We start from the raw sequence: 20001 nt of genomic DNA, 5'->3' as shown, positions 1-20001 counted from the left end.
ACCGACCGGGAGCCGCCAGCAAGACCGACCGCGGCAGGCCTTCAGCCGAGCGTTCCGAGGATGGGCTGGGACTCGATCAGGCCCTCGTCGCTGGGGGCCTGATGGTCGTCGAAGACACGGGCCCGCTGACGCGCACGGAGATCGAGATGCGCCTGGGCCGGCTTGACGTACCCGTAGCGTTCCCGGGCCTCGGCAGGCGTGAGCACGACCGGATGCACGGGCGGGATGCCCCGCCAGACGGGCTCCATGATCGGCAGGGCCTTCGGCGCGAGGATGCGGAGGATCCACCGCTGCAGCGCGCGGCTCCGGTGGGCGGGCGCCAGCATCGCCCTCATGATCGCGATCACCACGACGTCCGTCACCCGTGACTGCCGGATGTCGGCGAGCCGACGCATGTGCCGCGGCAGGGTCGCGATCGTCGCCCTGCAGATCAACGCGTTCGCGATCGGCCGGGTCAGGCCCAGCAGGCCCGTGCGGGGAAGGATCGCGTTGGTGCCGTTGAGCAGGTGGTGCATCATCTGCTGGGTGGCCTCGCTCGCCGCGAGCCGGGGCCGCCACTCCTCGAAGTACGCGCGCACCGCCTCGCGGGTGCGCGGAACCGCGCGGGGGTCGCAGGTCTGGAACTCCGCGGCGATCGCACACTCGGCCCAGAACTGCTCGACCTCGTCGTCCGAGAGCCTGCCGGGTCCGAACGTCTCGTAGGCGGTGAGGACCGAGTGCCAGCCCGTGACCAGGATCCAGAGCTGGGAGTCGGGGTCGTTGGCGTCGTACCGATTGCCGCTGACCGGCTCGATGCCGATCGCCTTGGAGTGGATCTTGACCAGCACGTCGGCCATCTTCGCGACGGTCCGGCTGTCCGCGAATGCCACCGCGGCGAAGTACTGGACCGTCCTGGCGTAGCGCGTGTCGAGCCGGTCGTAGTTCGCACCGGTGTTGTGCACGGCGGCGAGGAGGTGAGGATCGAGCTCCTCGATCGTCACCGCTCGTACGATGCCCATCAGCGGGACCGCGGGATGGCCCCAGACCTTCTGGGTCACGGAGTCCGGGCCGAAGAACCCGTAGTCCTCGTGCGGCGTGATCTCGCGCGTCTTCCTCATCGATTGCTCCTTGTCGGTCGGTTCACGGGTTCATCGCGTAGGTGCCGGCGGTGGCGCGCGCCTCCGCCCACACCCGGGCGGTGCGCTCGGCGTCGAAGGCGGGACGGCGCTGGATCGCATCGGCGGCCCTGGCCTGCGCCGCAGTAAGGGACGGCTTGCGCGTCAGGGTCAGGGCATGGGCGGAGACGTCCCCGACCATGACCTCGAAGATGCTCTCGACCAGGTCGTCGTCGACGCCCCAGATCGTGGCCTGCTGCAGGATGAGGTCGCCGTAGGCGACCGTGGTGAAGATGTCGCCGACGACCAGGAGCAGGTCCAGGTCGCGCATCTGCGTCTTGGACAGTGGCGTGGCGCCGAGCAGCGCCTGGAAGGCGTCGACCTGCTCGAGCAGGAGCTGCACGTTCGGCAGGTGGGCCCACCCGGCGTAGACCGCGCGCCAGTCGTGGAAGGCCACCGTGCCGAGCCCCTGGGCCGGCCCCTGGCGGAAGAGGAAGGTGTCGTCCACCGGGTCCCGCCGGCGCGGCGGCAGGGCGGGCGCCTCGACGGACGGGAGTCTCGACCCGACCAGCCGCCCCGCGGCACGGATGACCGCGCGCGAGGCCTTGAACGCCGGCGCGAAGGCGGCGTCGGGCACCCGGCTCGGCGCACCCGGCCTCCGGGCCGCGAGCAGGGCCAGGCTCGGATCGGTCGGGCTGAAGAGATAGCTCTGCAGGAACTTCAGTGCCAGAGCCATGTTCACGTGGACCGTGCCCTCGAGCCGAGGCAGACCCATCATGGCCACCGCGCCGACCGGGTAGTACATGTCGTTCTCGAAACCCCGGGCCGCGATGCAGTCGGCGATCAGGTCGTAGACCTTCGCGCCCTGGCGGCTCACGCTCATCTTCTCGATCGCGTCGAAGAGCAGGTAGCGGCGGTCGTCGGCGCTGCCGGAGCGCATGTAGTCGATGGCGCGCTCGCCGAACAGCTCCATCGCGGCGAGCCGGACCCAGCTCTCGAGGAACAGCGCCCGGACCTGCGGGAAGTCGGTGACCTTGGTGTCGAAGAGAACGCGGCTGTCGGCATGGGTGATGCCCTCGTGCCAGACATGCTGCACCGCTCCGAGCGACCCGAAGCCGATGTTGAACTTGCCGACGTTGACCGTGTTGATGGCCGCGTCGAACGCCTCGGAGCCGACATGGATGACGTCCTCCTCGCGGATCGGGTAGTCCTCGAGGTCGAAGGCCGCGACGTACATCTGCGAGTTCACGACGTTCTTGCGGAGCTTGTACGCCTCGTGCTGGCTGTCGACGACGAAGAAGACGTAGCCGTCCTGGGTCTTGGGCCCGGTCGGGAGCCCCTCGACGCGACCGAAGACCGACACCATGCCGGCCTTGTTGCCGTTGCCGATGTAGTACTTGCCGCCGTTGGCCAGGTAGCCGCCGTTGCCGTCGGGGGTCAGGACCATGTCGGAGGTGTAGACGTCCGCGCCGTGCTCGCGCTCCGAGAGGCCGAAGGCGAAGATCGCGCCCTCGTCGAGGAGCCGCGCGGCCCGGCGCTTCACCGACTCGTTGCCGGACTGCCAGATCGGGCCGAGGCCGAGGATCGTGACCTGCCAGACGTACCAGTAGGACATCCCGTAGAAGCCGAGGATCTGGCTGTACGTGGCGATGCGGGCCTCGTCCCAGCGCTTGTTCGGGTCGCCGTCGGCCTGGGCCGCCGGGGTCAGCAGCGTCGCGAAGACCATCTCCCGCTTCTGGAAGGCGAGGAACTCGTCGTACCAGACGCGGTCACGATCCTGCTGGAGCAGCCACTCCTTGCCCTTGCCCTCGAAGAACTCGATCGTCGCCGCGAAGATCCGGCGGGTCTCGTCGTCGAACTCGTCGAAGTCGGGCTTGTGCGGGTTGAACAGCGGCATGTGGACGCTCCGGGGTGAGGGGACTCCCGTCACATTAATACACACGTGTAGGAATTTGCTACACGTGTGCAGGAACTTCCCTCGTCACCTAGGATCGGCTCATGCCTCCGCCCACCACCGGTCAAGCGCAGCGCGCCCGCGCACCTCATCTGGGTCCGGAGCGCCGGCGTCCCCTCGTCCTCGACGCGGCCCGTGCGATCGCCGTCGCCGACGGCATCGGTGCCGTGACGATCGGCTCGGTCGCCGCGGCCATGGGCGTGACCCGGCCCGTCGTCTACGCCTGCTTCGCGGACCGGGTCGAGCTGGTCGACGCGCTGCTCGACCGGGAGTCGGGCGAGCTCCTCGAGGCGATCCTCGCCGCGTTGCACGGCTCCGCCAACCCCGACGATCCGGAACAGGCGTTCGTGGACGGCTTCCGGGCCCTCCTCAACGCCGCCGCTGGCGCACCCGAGACCTGGCGCCTGGTCTTCTCCGGCGAGCCGGACCCGGCCATCGCCGAGCGCTTCCGTGACGCGAAGGCACTGGTCCAGGCCCGCGCGACCGAGTGGATCAGGCCCGCCATGGAGCGCTGGTGGCAGACCTCCGACCTGGAGCGCAAGCTCCCGGTCCTGATCGACCTCTTCCTGTCCTCGTGCGAGTCGGCGGTGCGGTCGCTCCTCGACTCGAGCAACGACTGGGGTCCGGACGACCTCGGCACCTTCATGGGCAAGGCGCTCCACCGCGCGTTCAAGGACGCCTGAGGGTCTGCCTATCCGGTCGAGCCGGGCGCGTTGTCCGCTCCGCGCACGACCCGGTCGGGCGGCGCAGAGCAGTGGCCGTCCTCGTAGAGCGGCCTGGGAGTGGTGTCGGTGGCCGGGTGCTGGGGGCCGCCGTAGTCGCACTGGTAGTCGTTCTGCAGGACGAGGCCGCCGTGGATCGCGCCGTCGTACATCGCATCAGCCAGCGAGCGGATGGCGTCGGGATACTCGCCCAGCAGCTCACGCAGGTGCGGGTCGCGCACGACAAGGATGTCGGTGAGGGCGGTGGTGCGGTCCACGGTCGGCGGCAGCGTACGGTCCAGGACGCCGACCAGACGGACGAGGTCGGCGAACTGCTCGGGGCCGCGGTCGAAGGCACGGCGCAGCTCGGGGTCGGCCTTCTCCAGCTCGGCGGTGAGCAGGGCGAGGTCGTGCGCGGAGGCGCGTACGTCGGAGGCGTGTCGATCGCCGATGCGCAGCAGGGACTCGGAGTTGACCAGCACCCGCGAGATGGTGGGCCACTCCTCGTCGAGGGTGAGCAGCAGGACCTGGCTGCCCTCGACCAGGTCGGCGAGCTCGTCCTCGCGGCCGGCGAAGGTCGTGCGCAGGCCGGCGATCACGGCGTGCAGCTGTTCGGGGTCGACCTGGTCCATCAGCCTCTCGAGGCTGACCACGGTGCTGGCCAGGGTGGTGGGCAGGTCGACCGCCTCGGCCCGGACCCGGCTGCCGTCGTGGAGGTAGGGACCGGAGGCGGTGGTCGGCTGGAAGTCGAGGTACTGCTCCCCCACCGGCGAGAGGCTGCGCACCTCGGCCGGGGAGTCCTGCGGGATCCGGACGTCGGGCTCCAGCCTGATCCGGGCCTGCGCCTTGCCATCCGTCGTCAGCTCGATCGTCTCCACGACCCCGGCCTTGGCGCCGCGGTAGGTCACCGACGAGCCCTCGTAGAGGCCGCCGGTGCGTTCCAGGTCGACGGTGACCGTGGCCGGCCGGGACAGGAGCGGGATCCGGAGCGTGACCAGGACCAGGTACGCCGTCACCGCGACGAACACGACCACGGCCGCCCCGAAGCCGACGAAGAGGCGCCGGTCCGTCTCGCGCAGCGCCATCAGCCCTCCCCTCCGAGCAGGTTGCCGCCGCCGAGGAGGTCGCCGAGGTCCCACCGGGGTGGCTGTGGCAGGACCGGCGGTTCCAGGAGCGGGGGCAGCGGGTTGAGCGGGTCCTGCGCGACGGAGTCGGCGATGTCGACACGGAGCTGGATCGGCAGGTGGTCGGCGGGGACGATCTCGAGCAGCTCGTTGATCGCCGTGCTGAAGGTGTCCAGGCCCGGACCGAGCTCGCCACTGATCCGACGGACCTGGGCGAGGATCGCGCCGGCGTCGCGGACCACGGCGACGGTGTCGTCGTCCATCCGGTCGAGCACCCCGTTGGCGTCGCGGGAGAGCCTCACCAGCCGGTTGAGCAGGGCGATGATCTGCTTCGTCTGCTGCCGAACGGTGCGGGCCGCCGGGCCGATCGCAGCCAGCGCCTCGGCGATGGTCTCCTTCTCCTCGGCCAGTGTGGTGGAGACGGCGTCGAGCGAGGTGAGGGCGCGGTCGATCTCGGCGGTGGTGCGGTTGGCCTGGGTGAGGAAGGTGGCGCTCCGGTCGAGCACCTGGGACAGGTCGGTGCCGTCGCCGACGGCCCGGTTGAGCTCGTCGACGATCCGGCCGAGGTCGCCGATCCCTCCGCCGTTGATGAGCAGGGAGGCCGAGGCGAGGGCGTCCTCGACGGTCGGTGCCGTCGTCGACCGGGCCGGGTCGAGCCGTCCTCCCGCGGGGATCGTCCGGCCGCCCTCGGGCGTCGTCACCTCGACGTAGACCTCGCCGAGCGGGGTGTCGTAGCGCAGCCTCGCCGCGGAGCGGTCGGTGACGCGTACGCCGTCGCGAAGGCTCATCTCGGCCACCGCCGAGTAGCCGTCGGTGGACAGGGCGGTGACCCGGCCGGCATCGACGCCGTTGACGCTCACCTTCGAGCCGACGCCGAGGTTGAGGGCGTCGTCGAAGGCGGCCTCGACCGTGGTCGTGTCGTCGCCTGCGCGAGTGCCGGGCAGCGGCAACGTACGGGCGTCGATGCCGCACCCGGTCAGCAGCAGGCCGGCAGCCGCGGCCCCCAGGACCGCCCTCCTGGCCGTCCTCATCGCCGCCCTCATGGCCGTCCTCCCGCGCTCAGCGGGTCCGTTCCGACGACGTCGCACACGTCCGAGAGCGCCTCGCGGCAGCGACCGGCGAGCTCCTCGCTGAGCGCATCGGTGAGCGGCACGCGCAGCATCACGCCCCCGGGCGCACGTGCCTGTTCGACGTTCTGCAGGGCCAGCGGGAGCACCTCGACGAACTCCTCGATGTCGTCGGTGTGCGCCAGGATCAGGTCGAGCACCCCGTTGACCTGCGCCAGCGCCGCCTGGAGGTCCTTGTCGTTGGCCCGGGTGAACCTGGCCAGCGCGTCGATCGCCTCCCGGGTCGTACGCAGCGTGGCGGTGAACTCCGTGCGCTGCTCCGCGAGCAGGTCGGAGGTCGCGGCGACGTTCTCGATGAAGAGCTCGATCAGCGCGTCGTGGGCGACCATCGCGCTGGTCAGCTCGTCGGTCTCGTGCAGGGCGGTGACGGCGGTGTCGGTGTGGCCGTTGATCTCGCTCAGGGCGGCGGCGAGATCGGCCAGTGCGGCGCCGGCCCGCTGGCCGTTGGCCCCCAGGGTCGTCGAGCCTGCCTGGAGGAACCGGTCGATGCTCCTGCCGTCGCCGCCGGCGAGCCCGTTGCTGAACCGGTCGAGCGCGTCCAGGATGGCGTCGAAGTCGGCCGGGGTGCGGGTGCGCTCGCTGGCGATCAGGTCGCCGTCGGCGAGCACGGGCCCGCCGTCGTAGCGCGGGGTGAGCTCGACGTAGCGGTCGTTGGCGACCGAGCGGGAGACGATCAACGCCTGGGCGTCGGCGGGCACGGTGACGTCCCGATCCAGCTCGAGGTCGACCTCGACGCCCGCGCCTGCCGGGGTGATCCGCCTGACCTCGCCGATCTTCACGCCGAGCACCCCGACGTCGTTGCCGACGAAGAGGCCAGCGGTGTCGGCGAAGGTGACGGTCACCGAGTAGGTGCTGGTCAGCGGGATCGCCGCCGCACCCGCACCGACGGCGGCGACCAGCGCCACCACGATCGCCACATACCTGCCCAGCTGCGGGCGCCTCATCAGCACAACCCCTTCAGCCGGCAGGTCAGCCCGTCGGGCAGCGCACGGTCGTCGGGCCGGATGTCGATCCAGGGCCCGTTCCCGGTGGCGTTGGCCAGGTAGCGCGCCGAGGGACCGAGCACGTCGAGCGCGGCGCTGAGCTCCTTCTCCTGAGCACGCAGCCCCTTCACGACCACGGTCAGCTTGGTCAGCGCGACGTCGAGGTCCTGCTGGTTGTCGGCGACGACCCGCTTCAGCGTGGTGGTGAGCCGCTGCGCGTCGGCCAGCAGCCTGCGGATCGCCTCGCGCCGGCTCTGCAGCTCGGCCATCACCGCGTTGGACTGCTTCATCAGCGAGACGATCTCGGTGCTGTTGGCGTTGAGCCGACTCGTCACGTCGGTGGCCGCGCGAACCAGCGCATCGGCCTGGTCGGCCCGGGTGAGCACGACCTCGGAGACCGCGGAGATGCCGTCGAGGGCAGCGGCGAGGTCGGGCTGGGAGCTCGCCATGGTGCGGCCGACCTCGTCGAGGGTGCCGGAGAGAAGCGAAGGATCGAGCTGGTCGAGCGAGGCGCTGCCCCGGTCGACGATGTCCTGGAGGTTGTAGGGCACGCTGGTGGCCGAGAGCGCGATGGTGTCGTCGGCCAGCTCTCCCCCGCCTGCCGGCGTGACGGCGAGCAGGTGCGTGCCGAGCAGGGTGGCGACCTCGATCTCGGCCCGGGTGCGGGCCCCGAGCCGGATGTGGTCCTCGACGGTGAACTCGACGAGCACGTCGTGGGCGCCGAGCGAGATCGAGCGCACCTCTCCGACCCGCGCTCCCGCCACGGTCACGTCCTCCCCGACGCGGAGCCCCGCGGTGTGCTCGAAGTGGGCCACGCAGACCCTCTCGCCGAAACCGAGCGCCCCGGCACGGAAGACGAAGACGACCGTCAGCGCGGCGAGCACGACGGCGACGATCCCGACCTTGAGCGGGTCCATGGTTCGCAGTGGAGTCATCCCGAGCACACCTCCGAGTAGCGGTCGTCGGTCGGCGGCAGCGCCAGCACGAGCTCGTCGACGGAGAAGTCGTAGCGGCAGACGTAGATGTTGAGCGCGTTGCGGTAGGAGGTGATCCTCCCCAGCGTCTCGACCAGCTGGGCGAAGGAGACCACGGCACCCTCGAAGCTGGTCAGGTTGGCGGCGAAGGCGGTCACCGACATCCGCAGGTTGCGGCTCAGGGTGCGTGCGGGAGCCTCGATCTGCGTACCGAAGTCGGCGCCGGTGGCCAGCAGCCCGGACAGCTCCTCGACCGAGGCACCCAGGGCGTCGCGCTGCTCGGCCAGGCCCTTCATCAGCTTCTCCAGCTCGCGCACCGTGGTCTCGAACTCGTCCCCCTGCGCGGCCAGGTCCGCGAGGAAGGGGGTCAGGTTGGTCAGCACCCGGTCGAAGACCTGATCGCGGGTGGCCACGAAGCGAGTCAGCTCGGCGGTCTGCTGCAGCAGCACCGGGATGCTGCCGCCCTCGTCCTGGAGGACCTTCAAGATGGTGGCGGCGAGCTGGTTGACCTCGTCGGGATCGAGTACGTCGAAGAGCGGCCGGAACCCGTTGAGCAGCTCGGTCAGGTCGAACCCGGCGCTGGTCCGGCTCGCCGGGATCCGCGCGCCGGCCTCCAGCGGCTTGCCGGATCCCCGGGTCTGCTCGATCCCGAGGAACCGCTGCCCGGCGATGTTCTGGTAGCGCACCGAGAGCCGCGCGGTGTCCAGGACCGGCTGCTTCCGGGACACGCTGAGCTCGACCCGCGCCCTGCCGGCGGCGGTGACGGTGATGTCGGTGACCTTGCCGACGCCGACCCCGGCGATGCGTACGGCGTCGTCCTCGTGCAGGCCGTTCACGTCGGCGAAGTCGGCGGTGTAGGTGGTCAGGTCGCCGGCGACCGGCGCCTTCAGCGTGCCGAGGACGAGCGCGAAGGCGAGCCCGGCGACGAGGGTGAAGGCGCCCAGCTTGAGGTAGGTCGCGGTGGGGCGTCCCGAGGAGCCGCGCAGTCCGGACATCAGCACTCCCCTCTCGTGCTGCCGTAGGTCGGGCAGTCGCGCTCGCGGGTGTAGTAGGGCGGCGCCACCCGGTGCAGGATCAGGTCGAGCACCGCCCGGCCGTCGTCGATCACGGTCGGCACCTCCTGGCCGATCTCGCGGTTGGCGCGGAAGCTCTCCACCACGGCGTCCTCCCGGTTGTCGGCGACGGCGTCGGCGACCACCGCCGCCTGATCCATCGCCTCGACCAGCTCGGCGCCGTGCTCGTCGAGGAACCTCTGCGCATCCGCCGTCAGGGTGAGCCCGCCGGAGAGCAGCGCGGCGAGCTGCTCGCGCTTGGCCGCGATCGTCTCCGCGGTTGCCGTGCCGGACTCGAGCGCGGCGAACAGGTCGCCGGCGGAGGCCTCCAGGGTCTCCAGGTTGACCGCCAGCAGGGCGGCCGTGGTCCGGATCGTGGGCAGGTCGGCCTCGGCCCGCTCCAGCACCTTCGCGGCGAGCTCGAGCGTCCGGTGGATGTCGTCCCCGCGGCCGTCGAGGCCGCCTGCGACCGCGGACAGCGCCGCGTTGAGGTCGGCCGGACCGACCGCCTCGACCAGCTCGTCGATGCTGTCGAGCGCCTGCTGCAGCTCGACGGTGCCCTGGCGCAGGTCCTGCGGGATCGTGCCGCCCGTCCACCTCCCCGGCCGGGAACCGGTCGAGACCAGGTCGACGTACGCCGTGCCGAAGACGGTCGCCGGCAGCGCCCGCGCGGCCACGTCCGCCGGGAGCCGGTCCGCCGCCTCGCGGTCGAGCCGGATCGCGACCGATGCCTTCGAGGAGTCGGACGCCTGGGAGATGCCCGTGACGGTGCCGATGATGACCCCGCCCATCTTCACGTCCGACCCGGTACGCAGCGACGCACCGACGTCGACCATGGCGGCCCGGGTCGCGACGTCGTCGGAGAACGGGCGACCGGCGAGCCCGACCATCCCGGCGGCGAGGAGTCCGCAGGCGATGACACCGGCAGCGCCACGTACGGCCAGGGTCTGGGGTCTGGTGCCGCGACTCATCCGGAGATCCTGAACCCCGGGTCGCCACCCCACATGGCGACGGTGAGCAGCATGTTGAGCACGACGATCACCACGAAGCTGGCCCGGATCGAGCGACCGGTGGCCTCGCCGACGTTGAGGGAGCCGGCCGAGACAGAGAGGCCGTACCAGCAGTGGATCAGCACCACGATCGCGGCGAAGATCAGGATCTTGATCAGCGAGAACCCGATGTCGCGCATCGTCAGGAACTCCAGGAAGTAGTGGTCGAACTGGCCCGGCGACTGTCCGAAGAGCGTCACCACCGTCGACTCCGAGGCGACGTAGGAGCCGAGCAGACCGATCACGTAGAGCGGCACGATCGCGAGCATGGTGGCGACCAGCCGGGTGGCGACCAGGTAGTTGACCGGCCGCACCGACATGACCTCGAGCGCGTCGACCTCCTCGTTGACCTGCATCGCCCCCAGCTGCGCGGTGAATCGGCAGCCGACCTGTGCGCCCAGCGCGAGCGCGGCGACCAGCGGACCGAGCTCCCGGGTGTTGGCGGTGGCCGAGATGAAGCCGACCAAGGGCGCCAGACCGACGAGCTCCAGCCCGTTGAACCCCTCGATGCCGAGCGAGGTGCCGACCGAGACCGAGAGCAGCACCATCACCCCGATCGTGCCGCCGCCGACGATGATCGCGCCCCGGCCCCAGCAGATGTCAGAGAAGTGCTCCAGGCAGGTGCGCCAGTGGTGCACCAGCGTGGCCGGCACCGCCAGCAGGACGGAGGCGCTGAAGGTGAGGAAGGAGCCGAACGGCACCAGCGGGCTCCACCAGCCGGTCGCCGGCCCGTCGGTCTCGACCGCGGCCATCAGGCACCACCGCCCGGGGCGAGGGCCAGGTAGCCCTGGGTGACGACCGCGTTCACGACGGCCAGCAGGATCACGTTCAGCACCACGGTCTGGTTGACCGCATCGGCGACGCCCTGCGGTCCGCCGGTGGCACCCAGGCCCTTGTAGGCGGCCACCGTCGTGCCGATCAGCCCGTACAGCACCGCCTTGCCCTCGGCCAGCCACAGGTCCGCGCTCTGGCTGAAGTTCGTGAACGCGTCGAGATAGGTGCCCGCACCGACGACGCCCCGGCTCACGTTCATCACGTAGCCGGTCGCGATCGCGGTCACCGCGACGATCGCGGTCAGCATCACCGAGATGAAGACCGCTGCGACGATCCGGGGAGCGACCATCCGCTGGACGGGGTTGGAGCCCATCACCTCCAGGGCGGCGATCTCGTCGCGGATCGCGCGCATGCCGAGATCGGAGCAGATCGCCGAGCCGACCACGCACGCGATGATCAGCGCGGTGACCAGGGGCGCGGCCTGGCGCAGCACACCTACCCCGTTGACGGCGCCGCTGAAGGAAGAGGCGCCGATGCTGTCGGCCACCGCCCCGACCTGGATGGAGGTCACCACCCCGAACGGGATCGCGACCAGGATCGTCGGCAGCAGGGAGACGCGCGCCATGAACCAGGCCTGGTCCGCCGCCTGGGCCCAGTCGAACCGGCCGGTGAGGATGTCGACGGCGGCGTACGCGCAGGCTTCGGCACCCAGGGCGATCGTCTCCCCCACCGTCCGGAGCCCGTCGGCCGCTCGGCGCCACGCTCCGGTGGCAATCCGTTCGGGCAAGGTCGCAGTCACCCGGAACTCCTCCTCGTCGACGCCTACCGTGGTTTACTACACGGGTGTAGATTCGCACACTGTGTGGCCTGTGTCACCCCCTTCGCCGGCTCGTCCGCGAGCCCTTGACCTTCGGAACTGATGTCCACCGACCGACCTGCCGCCCGGCGGCGCTATGCCGCCCGGATGCCTCTCGAGGAGCGCCGCGAGGAGCTGCTCGACGCGGCGCTGCGCGTGCTCGCCAGGGACGGCTACGGCCAGCTCACCATCAGCGCGATCGCCGCCGAGGCAGGCGTGACCCGGCCGGTCGTGTACGACGCGTACGGAGGGATCGACCCGCTCCTGCACGCCCTGCTCGACCGCACCCAGGAGCGCGCCACCGCCGCGGCGCTGGCCCTCATCCCGGCCGGCGGCACCCCGGTCGACCTCGACCGGTGGCTGCTCGAGGCGGCGGACGGACTGCTCCGGGCGGTCGAGGCCGACCCGGAGACCTGGCGCCCGGTCCTCGTGCTGACCGACGGCGCACCGCCCGCCGTGCGGGAGCGGATCGAGAGCACCCTGGTCCTGCTGCGCGGGTTCGTCGCCGACGTGCTCCGCACCAACCTCGACCCCGAGACCGACCTCGACGTCGAGGTGGTCGCGCACTCGCTCGTCGCGCTGGTGCAGGAGTTCGCCCGCCTGCTCCTGGCGAAGCCCGACGAATACCCGAAGGAGCGGCTGCTGGCCGCGTACGCCGGGATGCTGGCGCTGCGCCGCCGAACGTAGCCTTCGGGCATGAGCTACGCAGGACTGAGCAAGCTGCTGGCCGTCCCCGACGGGTTCAAGGCACCCCGGGTGCTCACCCACGGCGACCTGACGGCGCGGCCGCTGTCGCGCGAGTGCCTGGCCGACGACGTACGCGCCATCAACGCCGACATCGACCTCATCAACGCCACCCGGGGCGGCGGCTGGCCGACAGGCCCGACGTCGGAGGAGGAGGACTACATCGACCTCGTCTGGCACGAGGGCGAGTGGAAGGAGAACAAGTCCTTCTCCTACGTCCTGGAGACCTCAGAGCTCGGCTACGTCGGGTGCGCCTATCTCTACCCGCTGGGCGTCCGGCAGGAGCTGAGCGAGGAGCTGGCGGCGTACGACGTCGACGTGAGCTGGTGGGGACCACCGAGGCCTATGAGCAGGGGCTCTACGAGGTGGTCTTCGAGGCGCTGAAGAAGTGGGTGCCGGCGGGGTATCCGTTCCGCCGGCCCCACTTCTCCAACGTGAGGCTGCCGTAGACGACGGCCGGTCAGGCGTAGGTGACCGGCATCTCCTTGATGCCGTTGATCCAGGCGTGGCGCAACCGGCGCGGCGTGCCGTTGGGCTTGAGATCGGGCATCCGGTCGGCGATCACGTCGAACATGATCCGCACCTCCATCCGGGCCAGGTTGGCGCCGATGCAGTAGTGGGCGCCGTGGCCGCCGAAGGCGAGGTGGGGGTTGTGCTCGCGGGTGATGTCGAACGTGTCGGGGTCGTCGAAGACATCCTCGTCGTGGTTGCCCGAGGCGTAGAAGATGCCGACGCGCTGGCCCTTCTTGACCAGCTGACCGCCGACCTCGACGTCGTTGAGCGCCGTACGCTGGAAGACGGTGACCGGGGTCGCCCAGCGGATCACCTCGTCGACCATGGTGTCGGGACGCTCCTTCTTCCACAGCTCCCACTGGTCGGGGTGGTCGAAGAAGGCCTGCATACCGTGGGTGATCGCGTTGCGGGTGGTTTCGTTGCCCGCGACCGCGAGCAGGATGACGAAGAAGCCGAACTCGTCGTCGCCCAGCGCGCCGCCCTCCAGCTCGGCGTTGACGAGCTTGGAGATGATGTCGTCCTTGGGGTCGGCCTTGCGCTCCGCGGCCAGCGCCATCGCGTAGGAGAGGATCTCGATCGAGGCGGCCTCGGGGTCCGCGTCGTAGTCCGGGTCGTCGTAGGCGAGCATCTGGTTCGACCAGTCGAAGAGCTTGCGCCGGTCCTCCTGCGGGACACCGAGTAGCTCGGCGATCGCCTGGAGCGGGAGCTCGGCGGCGACCTCGGAGACGAAGTCACCCTCGCCCTTGGCCAGGGCGTCGTCGACGATGTTGTTGGCCCGCTCGACCAGGCGCTCCTTGAGGGCGTTGATCGCGCGCGGGGTGAAGCCGCGGCTGATGATCTGGCGCAGCTTGGTGTGGTCCGGAGCGTCGTGGTGGATGAGCATCGCGCGCTGCAGCTCGACCTGCTCGCGGGTCATGTCGGGCGCGAACCGGATGATCACGCCGTTCTCGTTCGTGCCGAAGTTCTCGCTGTCCTTGGAGACGGCCAGGATGTCCTCGTGCTTGGTCACCGCCCAGAACCCGGTGTCCAGGAAGCCGGCGCGCGCCGCCGGCGACTGCTCGACCCACCACACCGGCGCGGTCTTGCGAAGCTCGAGGAACTCCTGGAGCGGGACGCGCTCCTCGTTGAGCACGGGGTCGGTCGGATCGAAATCCACGGGGAGAGCGGTCACGGGGGTGCTCCTTCGAGGTCTTTTCTATAACACGTTCTAGTTTATGGTCACACAGTGCTCAGCATCACACAAGGGTTGCGCCAAACGAGAACACGTTCTAATTTGGGACAATCGAGTGTAACCGGTGTCACGTCACCAGGCGTGACGGTGCGCAGCCGCGCACCAGCGACTTGCCGACACCCCCGAAGAGCGAGGTTCCATGGGCACGCCCGTCATCGTCGAAGCCGTCCGTTCCCCCATCGGCAAGCGCAAGGGCTGGCTCGCCGGCCTGCACCCGGGCGTCCTGCTCGGCGCCGCCCAGGTCGAGGTGCTCAAGCGCGCCGGAGTCGACCCTGACCTGGTGGATCAGGTCATCGGCGGCTGCGTCTCCCAGGCCGGCGAGCAGTCCAACAACATGGTCCGCCGGGCCTGGCTCCACGCCGGGCTGCCGATCCACACCGGCTCCACGGTCATCGACGCGCAGTGCTCCTCGGCCCAGCAGGCGACCCACCTGATCAACGCGATGATCGCCTCGGACCAGATCAAGGTCGGCATCGCCTGCGGCATCGAGTCGATGTCCCGCATCCCGCTGGGCGCCAACGTCCCGCCCGGTGCCGGCGATCCTCGTCCCGCTGAATGGAACATCGATCTGCCCAACCAGTTCGAGGGCGCGGACCGGATCGTGAAGGACCGCGGCTTCTCCCGCAACGAGGTCGACGAGTTCGGCCTCTGGTCGCAGGTCAAGGCGCGCCACGCACGAGACGCCGGCCACTTCAAGAGCCAGATCTTCGCCGTCGAGGCCCCCATGCTCGACGACGAGGGCAACCCCACCGGTGAGGTACGCACCGTCACCGAGGACCAGGGCATCCGCGAGACCTCCCTGGAGAAGCTGGCCGGGCTGAGCCCGGTGCTCGAGGGCGGCACCCACACCGCGGGCACCTCCTCGCAGATCTCCGACGGCGCCTCGGCGCTGCTGCTCATGGACTCGTCGGTCGCCACGTCCCTGGGGCTCAAGCCTCGGGCTCGGATCGTCACCTCGAATCTCGTCGGCTCGGACCCCTACTACCACCTCGACGGCCCCGTCCAGGCGACCGAGAAGGCGCTGAAGGACAGCGGGATGACCATCGGCGACATCGACATCGCCGAGGTCAACGAGGCGTTCGCCGGCGTCGTCATGTCGTGGGCCAAGGTGCACCAGGTGCCCGAGGAGAAGATCAACGTCAACGGCGGCGCGATCGCGCTCGGCCACCCGGTCGGCTCGACCGGCACCCGCCTGCTCACCACCGCCCTGCACGAGCTCGAGCGCCGCGACGCCACCACCGCCCTGGTCTCGATGTGCGCCGGCGGCGCCCAGGCCACCGCGACGATCATCGAGAGGATCTGATCGTGCCTATACAGCGTTCATCGTCTCGGGCTCCGCTTCGACAGAAGGTCACCGAGGCCGAGTACGTCGTCGTCGGCGCCGGCTCGGCCGGCTGTGCCGTCGCCGGCCGCCTGGCCGCGGCCGGCAAGTCGGTCATCCTCCTCGAGGCGGGGAAGAACGACAAGCACAACTACCTGGTCACCAAGCCGGGCATGATCGGACCCCTGCACGCCGAGCCGCGGCTGAAGAAGCTCGTCGACTGGGGCTACCACACCGTCCCGCAGCAGCACGCCCGCAACCGCGAGCTCCCCCAGCCGCGCGGCAAGGTGCTCGGCGGCTCCTCCTCGATCAACGGCCTGCTGTGGGTCCGCGGCAACCGGGCCAACTACGACGCCTGGGCGGCCGAGGGCAACACCGGCTGGGACGCGGACTCGGTCAACGAGGCGTACCGGCGGGTCGAGGACTACGAGGGCGGCGGCTCCGACTACCGCGGCACCGGCGGGCCGATCAAGGTCATGAAACACCCGCGGCCGACCGAGGCGTCGCTCTCCTTCCAGCGCGCCGCCGCCGAGACCCTCGACGTGAAGGTGCTCGACGACTACAACGGCGCCGAGCAGGAGGGCGTCTCGACCTTCCAGCAGAGCGCGATCGACGGGCTGCGCTACTCCGCCTCGCGCGGCTACCTCCACGACCAGGAGCTGCCCAGCCTCACCACGCTGACCCGCGTGCACGTCTCCCGGATCGTGATCGAGAACGGCCGCGCCACGGGCGTCGAGATCCTCACCAAGCAGGGTCCGCAGACGATCTCGGCCACGGCCGAGGTGATCGTGTCGGCCGGCGTCTTCGGCTCGGCGCAGCTGCTGATGCTCTCCGGAATCGGTCATTCCGCCCACCTGGCCGAGCACGGCATCCAGGCGATCCACGAGCTGCCGGTCGGCGACAACCTGCACGACCACATGTTCGTGCCGACCACCTGGGAGATGCCGACCGCGCTGCACCACGGCACGGCCGGCTACTTCGGCAAGGCGGTCCTCAAGGAGCAGACCGTCGGCAGGTCGATCCTCGGCCACACCGTCTTCGAGACCGTCGGGTTCGTCCGCACCTCGCTGGCCACCGACGTACCCGACCTGCAGTTGCACGTCCTCCCCTGGGCCTACCCCTCCCCCAACCAGGACGCTCCGATCCGGCACGAGGTCGACCCGCGGGCCGCGCTGACGGTGATGTCGTCGCTGATCTACCCGCGCTCGCGCGGCACGCTGCGGCTGCGCAGCGCCGACCCGACCGCCGAGCCGCTGATCGACTTCAACTACCTCGCCGAGCCCGACGACAAGCGGGTCCTGCTCGAGGGCGTCGAGATGATCCGCGAGATCATGGCCTCCCCGGCCTTCGGCGACCAGGTCAAGTCGGAGATCCACCCCGGCAAGGCGATCGACGCCGAGGCGATGAAGGACGAGGTCACCAACCGGGCGACCTCGATCTACCACGGTGTCGGCTCCTGCCGGATGGGCGTCGACGAGCGGGCCGTGGTCGACCCGCAGCTCCGCGTACGCGGCATCGACGGCCTCCGCGTCGCCGACGCCTCGATCATGCCGTCGATCATCGGTGGCAACACCAACGCTCCCGCGGTCATGATCGGTGACCGTTGCGCGACGTTCATCCTCGACGAAGACTCCTAGAGCGACCCCGACAACCAGCTGATCGGAAGCAGACATGAGCACTGACACAGCGAAGACAGCAGGCGTACGCCGCCCCGACTGGATCACCGAGGAGCTGCTGGGCGACCTGGTCTCGCGGGTCCCGTCCTCGACGGGTGCGTCCTGGAAGCTGACCGAGGTCTACACCGGTGAGGTGCTGGTGGCGCTGCCGCAGTCCTCACCGGAGGACGTGGAGCGGGCCGCCGCGGCCGGACGGGCGGCCCAGCACGAGTGGGCCGCGACCCCGCTGCCGCAGCGGCTGGCCGTGTTCAAGCGTGCCCACGAGCTGATCCTGCGCAACCAGCACAAGATCGCCGACCTCATCCAGGCCGAGTCGGGCAAGGCCCGCCGGATCGCGTTCGAGGAGGTGTGCGACCCGCCGATGGTGATCTCGCACTACCTCAAGCGGGCGCCGAAGCTGCTCAAGGACAAGAAGCGTCCGGGGGTGATGCCGGTGCTGTCGAGCTCGATCGAGCGGCATCCGCCGCGTGGTCTGATCGGGATCATCGCGCCGTGGAACTTCCCCTTCGCGACCGGTCTCTCCGACGCGATCCCGGCGCTGATGGCCGGCAACGCGGTGCTCCTCAAGCCGGACAACAAGACCGCGCTCTCGCCGCTGTTCGGGATCTCGCTGCTCGAGGAGGCCGGGCTCCCGAAGGGCCTCTTCCAGGTGGTCTGCGGGGAGGGCCCCGACGTCGGCCCGACGCTGATGGACAACGTCGACTACGCCATGTTCACCGGCTCCACCGCCACCGGACGCGTCATCGGCGAGCAGGCCGGGCGCAACCTGATCGGCGCCTGCCTCGAGCTCGGCGGCAAGAACCCGATGATCGTCCTGGACGACGCCGACATCGACGAGACCGTCGAAGGCTCGATGTTCGCCGTCTTCGGCAACACCGGCCAGATCTGCATGCACATCGAGCGGATCTACATCCCGGACGCCATGTACGAGGAGTTCCGCGACAAGTTCGTGGCCGCCGTCCAGGGGATGCGGATCGAGGCGGCGTACGCCTTCGGGCCGGACCTCGGAGCCCTGGTCTCCCCCGACCACCTGGCGCGGGTGCAGTCGCACGTCGAGGACGCGGTCGCCAAGGGCGCCACCGTCCTGACCGGCGGCAAGGCGCGTCCCGACATCGGGCCGACCTTCTTCGAGCCGACCATCCTGGAGGGCACCACGAAGGAGATGATCCACGGGGTGACCGAGACGTTCGGGCCGGTCGTCTCGCTGCACCGCTACTCCACCCTGGAGGAGGCGATCGAGCTGGCCAACGACACCGACTACGGCCTCAACGCCTCGGTGTGGACCACCAACTTCAAGCGCGCCCAGCAGGTCGCGGCCCGGATCGAGTCCGGCAACGTCAACATCAACGACGGCCTGGCCACCGCCTACGCCTCGAAGTCGACGCCGTCCGGCGGCATGAAGCAGTCCGGCGTCGGCGCGCGCCACGGCGACCAGGGGCTGCTGAAGTACACCGACACCCAGAACGTCGCGACCCTGAAGAAGCAGGTCATGGGGCCGCAGGGCAAGCAGACCTTCGACGACTACGCCAAGCAGATGCAGACGTCGCTGCGCTGGATGCGGAAGCTCGGCATTCGTTGAGCCCGTCCTCCCGCTATGCCGAGCTGACCCGGGAGGAGCTCGCCGAGGTCGTCCGCGAGCTCCTTCTGATCGGCCAGCTGATCGACCGGGCCGGGATGGCGTGGTGCATCTCCGCCTTCGGCCGTGAGGAGATGCTGCGGATCGCGATCGTCGAGTGGGCCGCAGCCTCGCCGATCTACACCCGGCGGATGCAGGCCGCGCTCGGCTACGCGCCGGCGGTGCCCGGGCAGGGTGACGTACCGACCATCTTCAAGGGCCTCCAGCTCGACATCGGCGCACCGCCGCAGTTCATGGACTTCCGCTACACCGTCCACGACGCTCGCCACGGCGAGTTCCACCTCGACCACTGCGGCGCGCTGATGGACGTGGAGCCGATGGGCGAGGAGTACGTCCGCGGGATGTGCCACGACATCGAGGACCCGACCTTCGACGCCACCGCGATCGCGACCCATCCCCGCGCCCAAGTGCGCCCCGTCCACCGGCCGCCGCGGACACCTGCCGACCAGATGCCCCACTGCCGCTGGACCGTGGTCATCGACGACGCCCACCCCGAGGCGGTCGCGGTCCCGGAGCTGGCGGTCAACGAGCGCTCCCGCGCGGCCGGGCTCGAACTGGCCCCGATCGACCCCACCGAGGACGGCGCCGCCGACTACGCCGGTCCGCTGGTCTCCGACCTCGACCTCGCTGCGTTCTCCCGCTCCGCGCTGGTGCGGATCGCCGACGAGGTCTGCCTGCAGATGGCGCTGCTCGACCGTGGATTCACCCTCGCCCTGGAGCCGCGGGCGGGCTCATCCGAGCAGCTCCTCGACATCCGCCGCAAGCAGCTGGTCGGGGTGGCCGGCATCGCGGCGGCTCGCCTGGCTCGCGTGCTCGACGTGCCGCCGGACACCGAGGGGGCGCTGCGGCTGCTCGCGCTCCACCCGGTGCTCAACCCCGCGGCGTACGTCTCGGTCGAGGCCGGCTCCGACGCGCTGGTCGTGCGGCCATCGGCCGCGGACGAGGACGGCGCCTGGGTCTCGCTGATCGGGCCGGAATGGTTCGTTCCGCTGCAGGTAGCGGTGCAGGCGCTCGACCCTCACCTCGACGTCGAGGTGACGTCCGAGGGAGCCGGCCCCGGGTGGCGGGTCGAGGTCGTCCGCCGCCCCGAGCCCGCCCCGGAGGCCTCCGAGGTCGCGGTGGTGAGGTTCAGCACCGGCGCGGACTTCGTCTTCGAGCCGCGCCGGTCGCTGCCGATCATCCCGGTCTGAGG

18 protein-coding genes are annotated in these 20001 nt (G+C 70.3%); 7 read left to right on the top strand and 11 right to left on the bottom strand.

Annotated elements, in window-relative coordinates:
- Window positions 1-41: 41 nt before the first annotated feature.
- Together UG56_RS01220 and UG56_RS01215 are read right to left on the bottom strand one after the other, a co-directional pair.
- The gene (locus UG56_RS01220; protein WP_045549421.1) at window positions 42-1097 is read right to left on the bottom strand and encodes an oxygenase MpaB family protein; all 1056 of its coding nucleotides are present in this window, start codon (window positions 1095-1097) and stop codon (window positions 42-44) included.
- Window positions 1098-1119: 22 nt separating this feature from the next.
- Window positions 1120-2991 (bottom strand): acyl-CoA dehydrogenase family protein, encoded by a 1872-nt coding sequence (locus UG56_RS01215; RefSeq protein ID WP_045549420.1) that lies wholly within the window; start codon window positions 2989-2991, stop codon window positions 1120-1122.
- Window positions 2992-3092: 101 nt separating this feature from the next.
- Between UG56_RS01215 and UG56_RS01210 the strand changes: the two genes are divergently transcribed.
- Window positions 3093-3731 (top strand): TetR/AcrR family transcriptional regulator, encoded by a 639-nt coding sequence (locus UG56_RS01210; RefSeq protein WP_045549419.1) that lies wholly within the window; start codon window positions 3093-3095, stop codon window positions 3729-3731.
- Between the two features lie 8 nt (window positions 3732-3739).
- On the opposite strand, the gene UG56_RS01205 is transcribed toward UG56_RS01210, so the two are convergent.
- Genes UG56_RS01205 through UG56_RS01170 form a run of 8 tightly spaced genes read right to left on the bottom strand, consistent with a single transcriptional unit; the run spans window position 3740 to window position 11631 of the window.
- A complete protein-coding gene (locus tag UG56_RS01205; protein ID WP_052693682.1) occupies window positions 3740-4834 on the bottom strand; it encodes an MlaD family protein in 1095 nt (364 codons plus the stop codon).
- Window positions 4834-5904, bottom strand: a complete 1071-nt coding sequence (locus UG56_RS01200; RefSeq protein WP_052693679.1) for an MCE family protein — start codon at window positions 5902-5904, stop codon at window positions 4834-4836. The genes UG56_RS01205 and UG56_RS01200 overlap by 1 nt, the downstream gene beginning before the upstream one ends.
- Before the next feature lie 8 nt (window positions 5905-5912).
- Entirely contained in the window at window positions 5913-6944 is a 1032-nt protein-coding gene (locus UG56_RS01195; protein WP_143054856.1) for an MCE family protein, read from the bottom strand.
- Window positions 6944-7918 (bottom strand): MCE family protein, encoded by a 975-nt coding sequence (locus UG56_RS01190; RefSeq protein ID WP_143054855.1) that lies wholly within the window; start codon window positions 7916-7918, stop codon window positions 6944-6946. The genes UG56_RS01195 and UG56_RS01190 overlap by 1 nt, the downstream gene beginning before the upstream one ends.
- Window positions 7915-8952 (bottom strand): MCE family protein, encoded by a 1038-nt coding sequence (locus UG56_RS01185; protein ID WP_143054854.1) that lies wholly within the window; start codon window positions 8950-8952, stop codon window positions 7915-7917. The genes UG56_RS01190 and UG56_RS01185 overlap by 4 nt, the downstream gene beginning before the upstream one ends.
- Window positions 8952-9980 (bottom strand): MCE family protein, encoded by a 1029-nt coding sequence (locus UG56_RS01180; protein ID WP_045549418.1) that lies wholly within the window; start codon window positions 9978-9980, stop codon window positions 8952-8954. The genes UG56_RS01185 and UG56_RS01180 overlap by 1 nt, the downstream gene beginning before the upstream one ends.
- The gene (locus tag UG56_RS01175) at window positions 9977-10810 is read right to left on the bottom strand and encodes an ABC transporter permease (RefSeq protein WP_045549417.1); all 834 of its coding nucleotides are present in this window, start codon (window positions 10808-10810) and stop codon (window positions 9977-9979) included. Before UG56_RS01175 ends, UG56_RS01180 begins: the two co-directional genes overlap by 4 nt.
- Window positions 10810-11631 (bottom strand): MlaE family ABC transporter permease, encoded by an 822-nt coding sequence (locus tag UG56_RS01170; RefSeq protein ID WP_052693669.1) that lies wholly within the window; start codon window positions 11629-11631, stop codon window positions 10810-10812. The genes UG56_RS01175 and UG56_RS01170 overlap by 1 nt, the downstream gene beginning before the upstream one ends.
- A gap of 120 nt (window positions 11632-11751) precedes the next feature.
- Here UG56_RS01170 and UG56_RS01165 point away from each other — a divergent pair, with 120 nt between their 5' ends.
- On the top strand, window positions 11752-12375 hold the full coding sequence (locus UG56_RS01165) for a TetR/AcrR family transcriptional regulator (RefSeq protein ID WP_052693668.1): 624 nt from the start codon (window positions 11752-11754) through the stop codon (window positions 12373-12375).
- A gap of 9 nt (window positions 12376-12384) precedes the next feature.
- Window positions 12385-12816, top strand: a complete 432-nt coding sequence (locus UG56_RS01160) for a GNAT family N-acetyltransferase (protein WP_256206376.1) — start codon at window positions 12385-12387, stop codon at window positions 12814-12816.
- Between the two features lie 76 nt (window positions 12817-12892).
- Here the strand turns inward: UG56_RS01160 and UG56_RS01155 are convergent, their stop codons facing one another.
- Window positions 12893-14116 (bottom strand): cytochrome P450, encoded by a 1224-nt coding sequence (locus UG56_RS01155; protein ID WP_045549415.1) that lies wholly within the window; start codon window positions 14114-14116, stop codon window positions 12893-12895.
- A 199-nt stretch (window positions 14117-14315) separates the two neighbouring features.
- Between UG56_RS01155 and UG56_RS01150 the strand changes: the two genes are divergently transcribed.
- Genes UG56_RS01150 through UG56_RS01135 form a run of 4 tightly spaced genes read left to right on the top strand, consistent with a single transcriptional unit; the run spans window position 14316 to window position 19999 of the window.
- Window positions 14316-15479 carry a steroid 3-ketoacyl-CoA thiolase gene (locus UG56_RS01150; protein WP_045549414.1) on the top strand — a complete coding sequence of 388 codons (1164 nt, stop codon included), beginning with the start codon at window positions 14316-14318 and terminating at the stop codon, window positions 15477-15479.
- Between the two features lie 2 nt (window positions 15480-15481).
- Window positions 15482-17134, top strand: coding sequence for a GMC family oxidoreductase (locus tag UG56_RS01145; protein WP_256206375.1), 1653 nt, complete (start codon window positions 15482-15484; stop codon window positions 17132-17134).
- Between the two features lie 34 nt (window positions 17135-17168).
- A complete protein-coding gene (locus tag UG56_RS01140; RefSeq protein ID WP_045549413.1) occupies window positions 17169-18752 on the top strand; it encodes a succinic semialdehyde dehydrogenase in 1584 nt (527 codons plus the stop codon).
- Window positions 18749-19999, top strand: coding sequence for a hypothetical protein (locus UG56_RS01135; protein WP_045549412.1), 1251 nt, complete (start codon window positions 18749-18751; stop codon window positions 19997-19999). The genes UG56_RS01140 and UG56_RS01135 overlap by 4 nt, the downstream gene beginning before the upstream one ends.
- Window positions 20000-20001: the final 2 nt, after the last annotated feature.

Origin of the sequence: Nocardioides luteus, from assembly GCF_000960475.2 — a bacterium.
Lineage (GTDB): Bacteria > Actinomycetota > Actinomycetes > Propionibacteriales > Nocardioidaceae > Nocardioides > Nocardioides luteus_A.
Note: the sequence above shows the minus strand (reverse complement) of the source record. Positions and strands in the feature narration are given on the sequence as shown.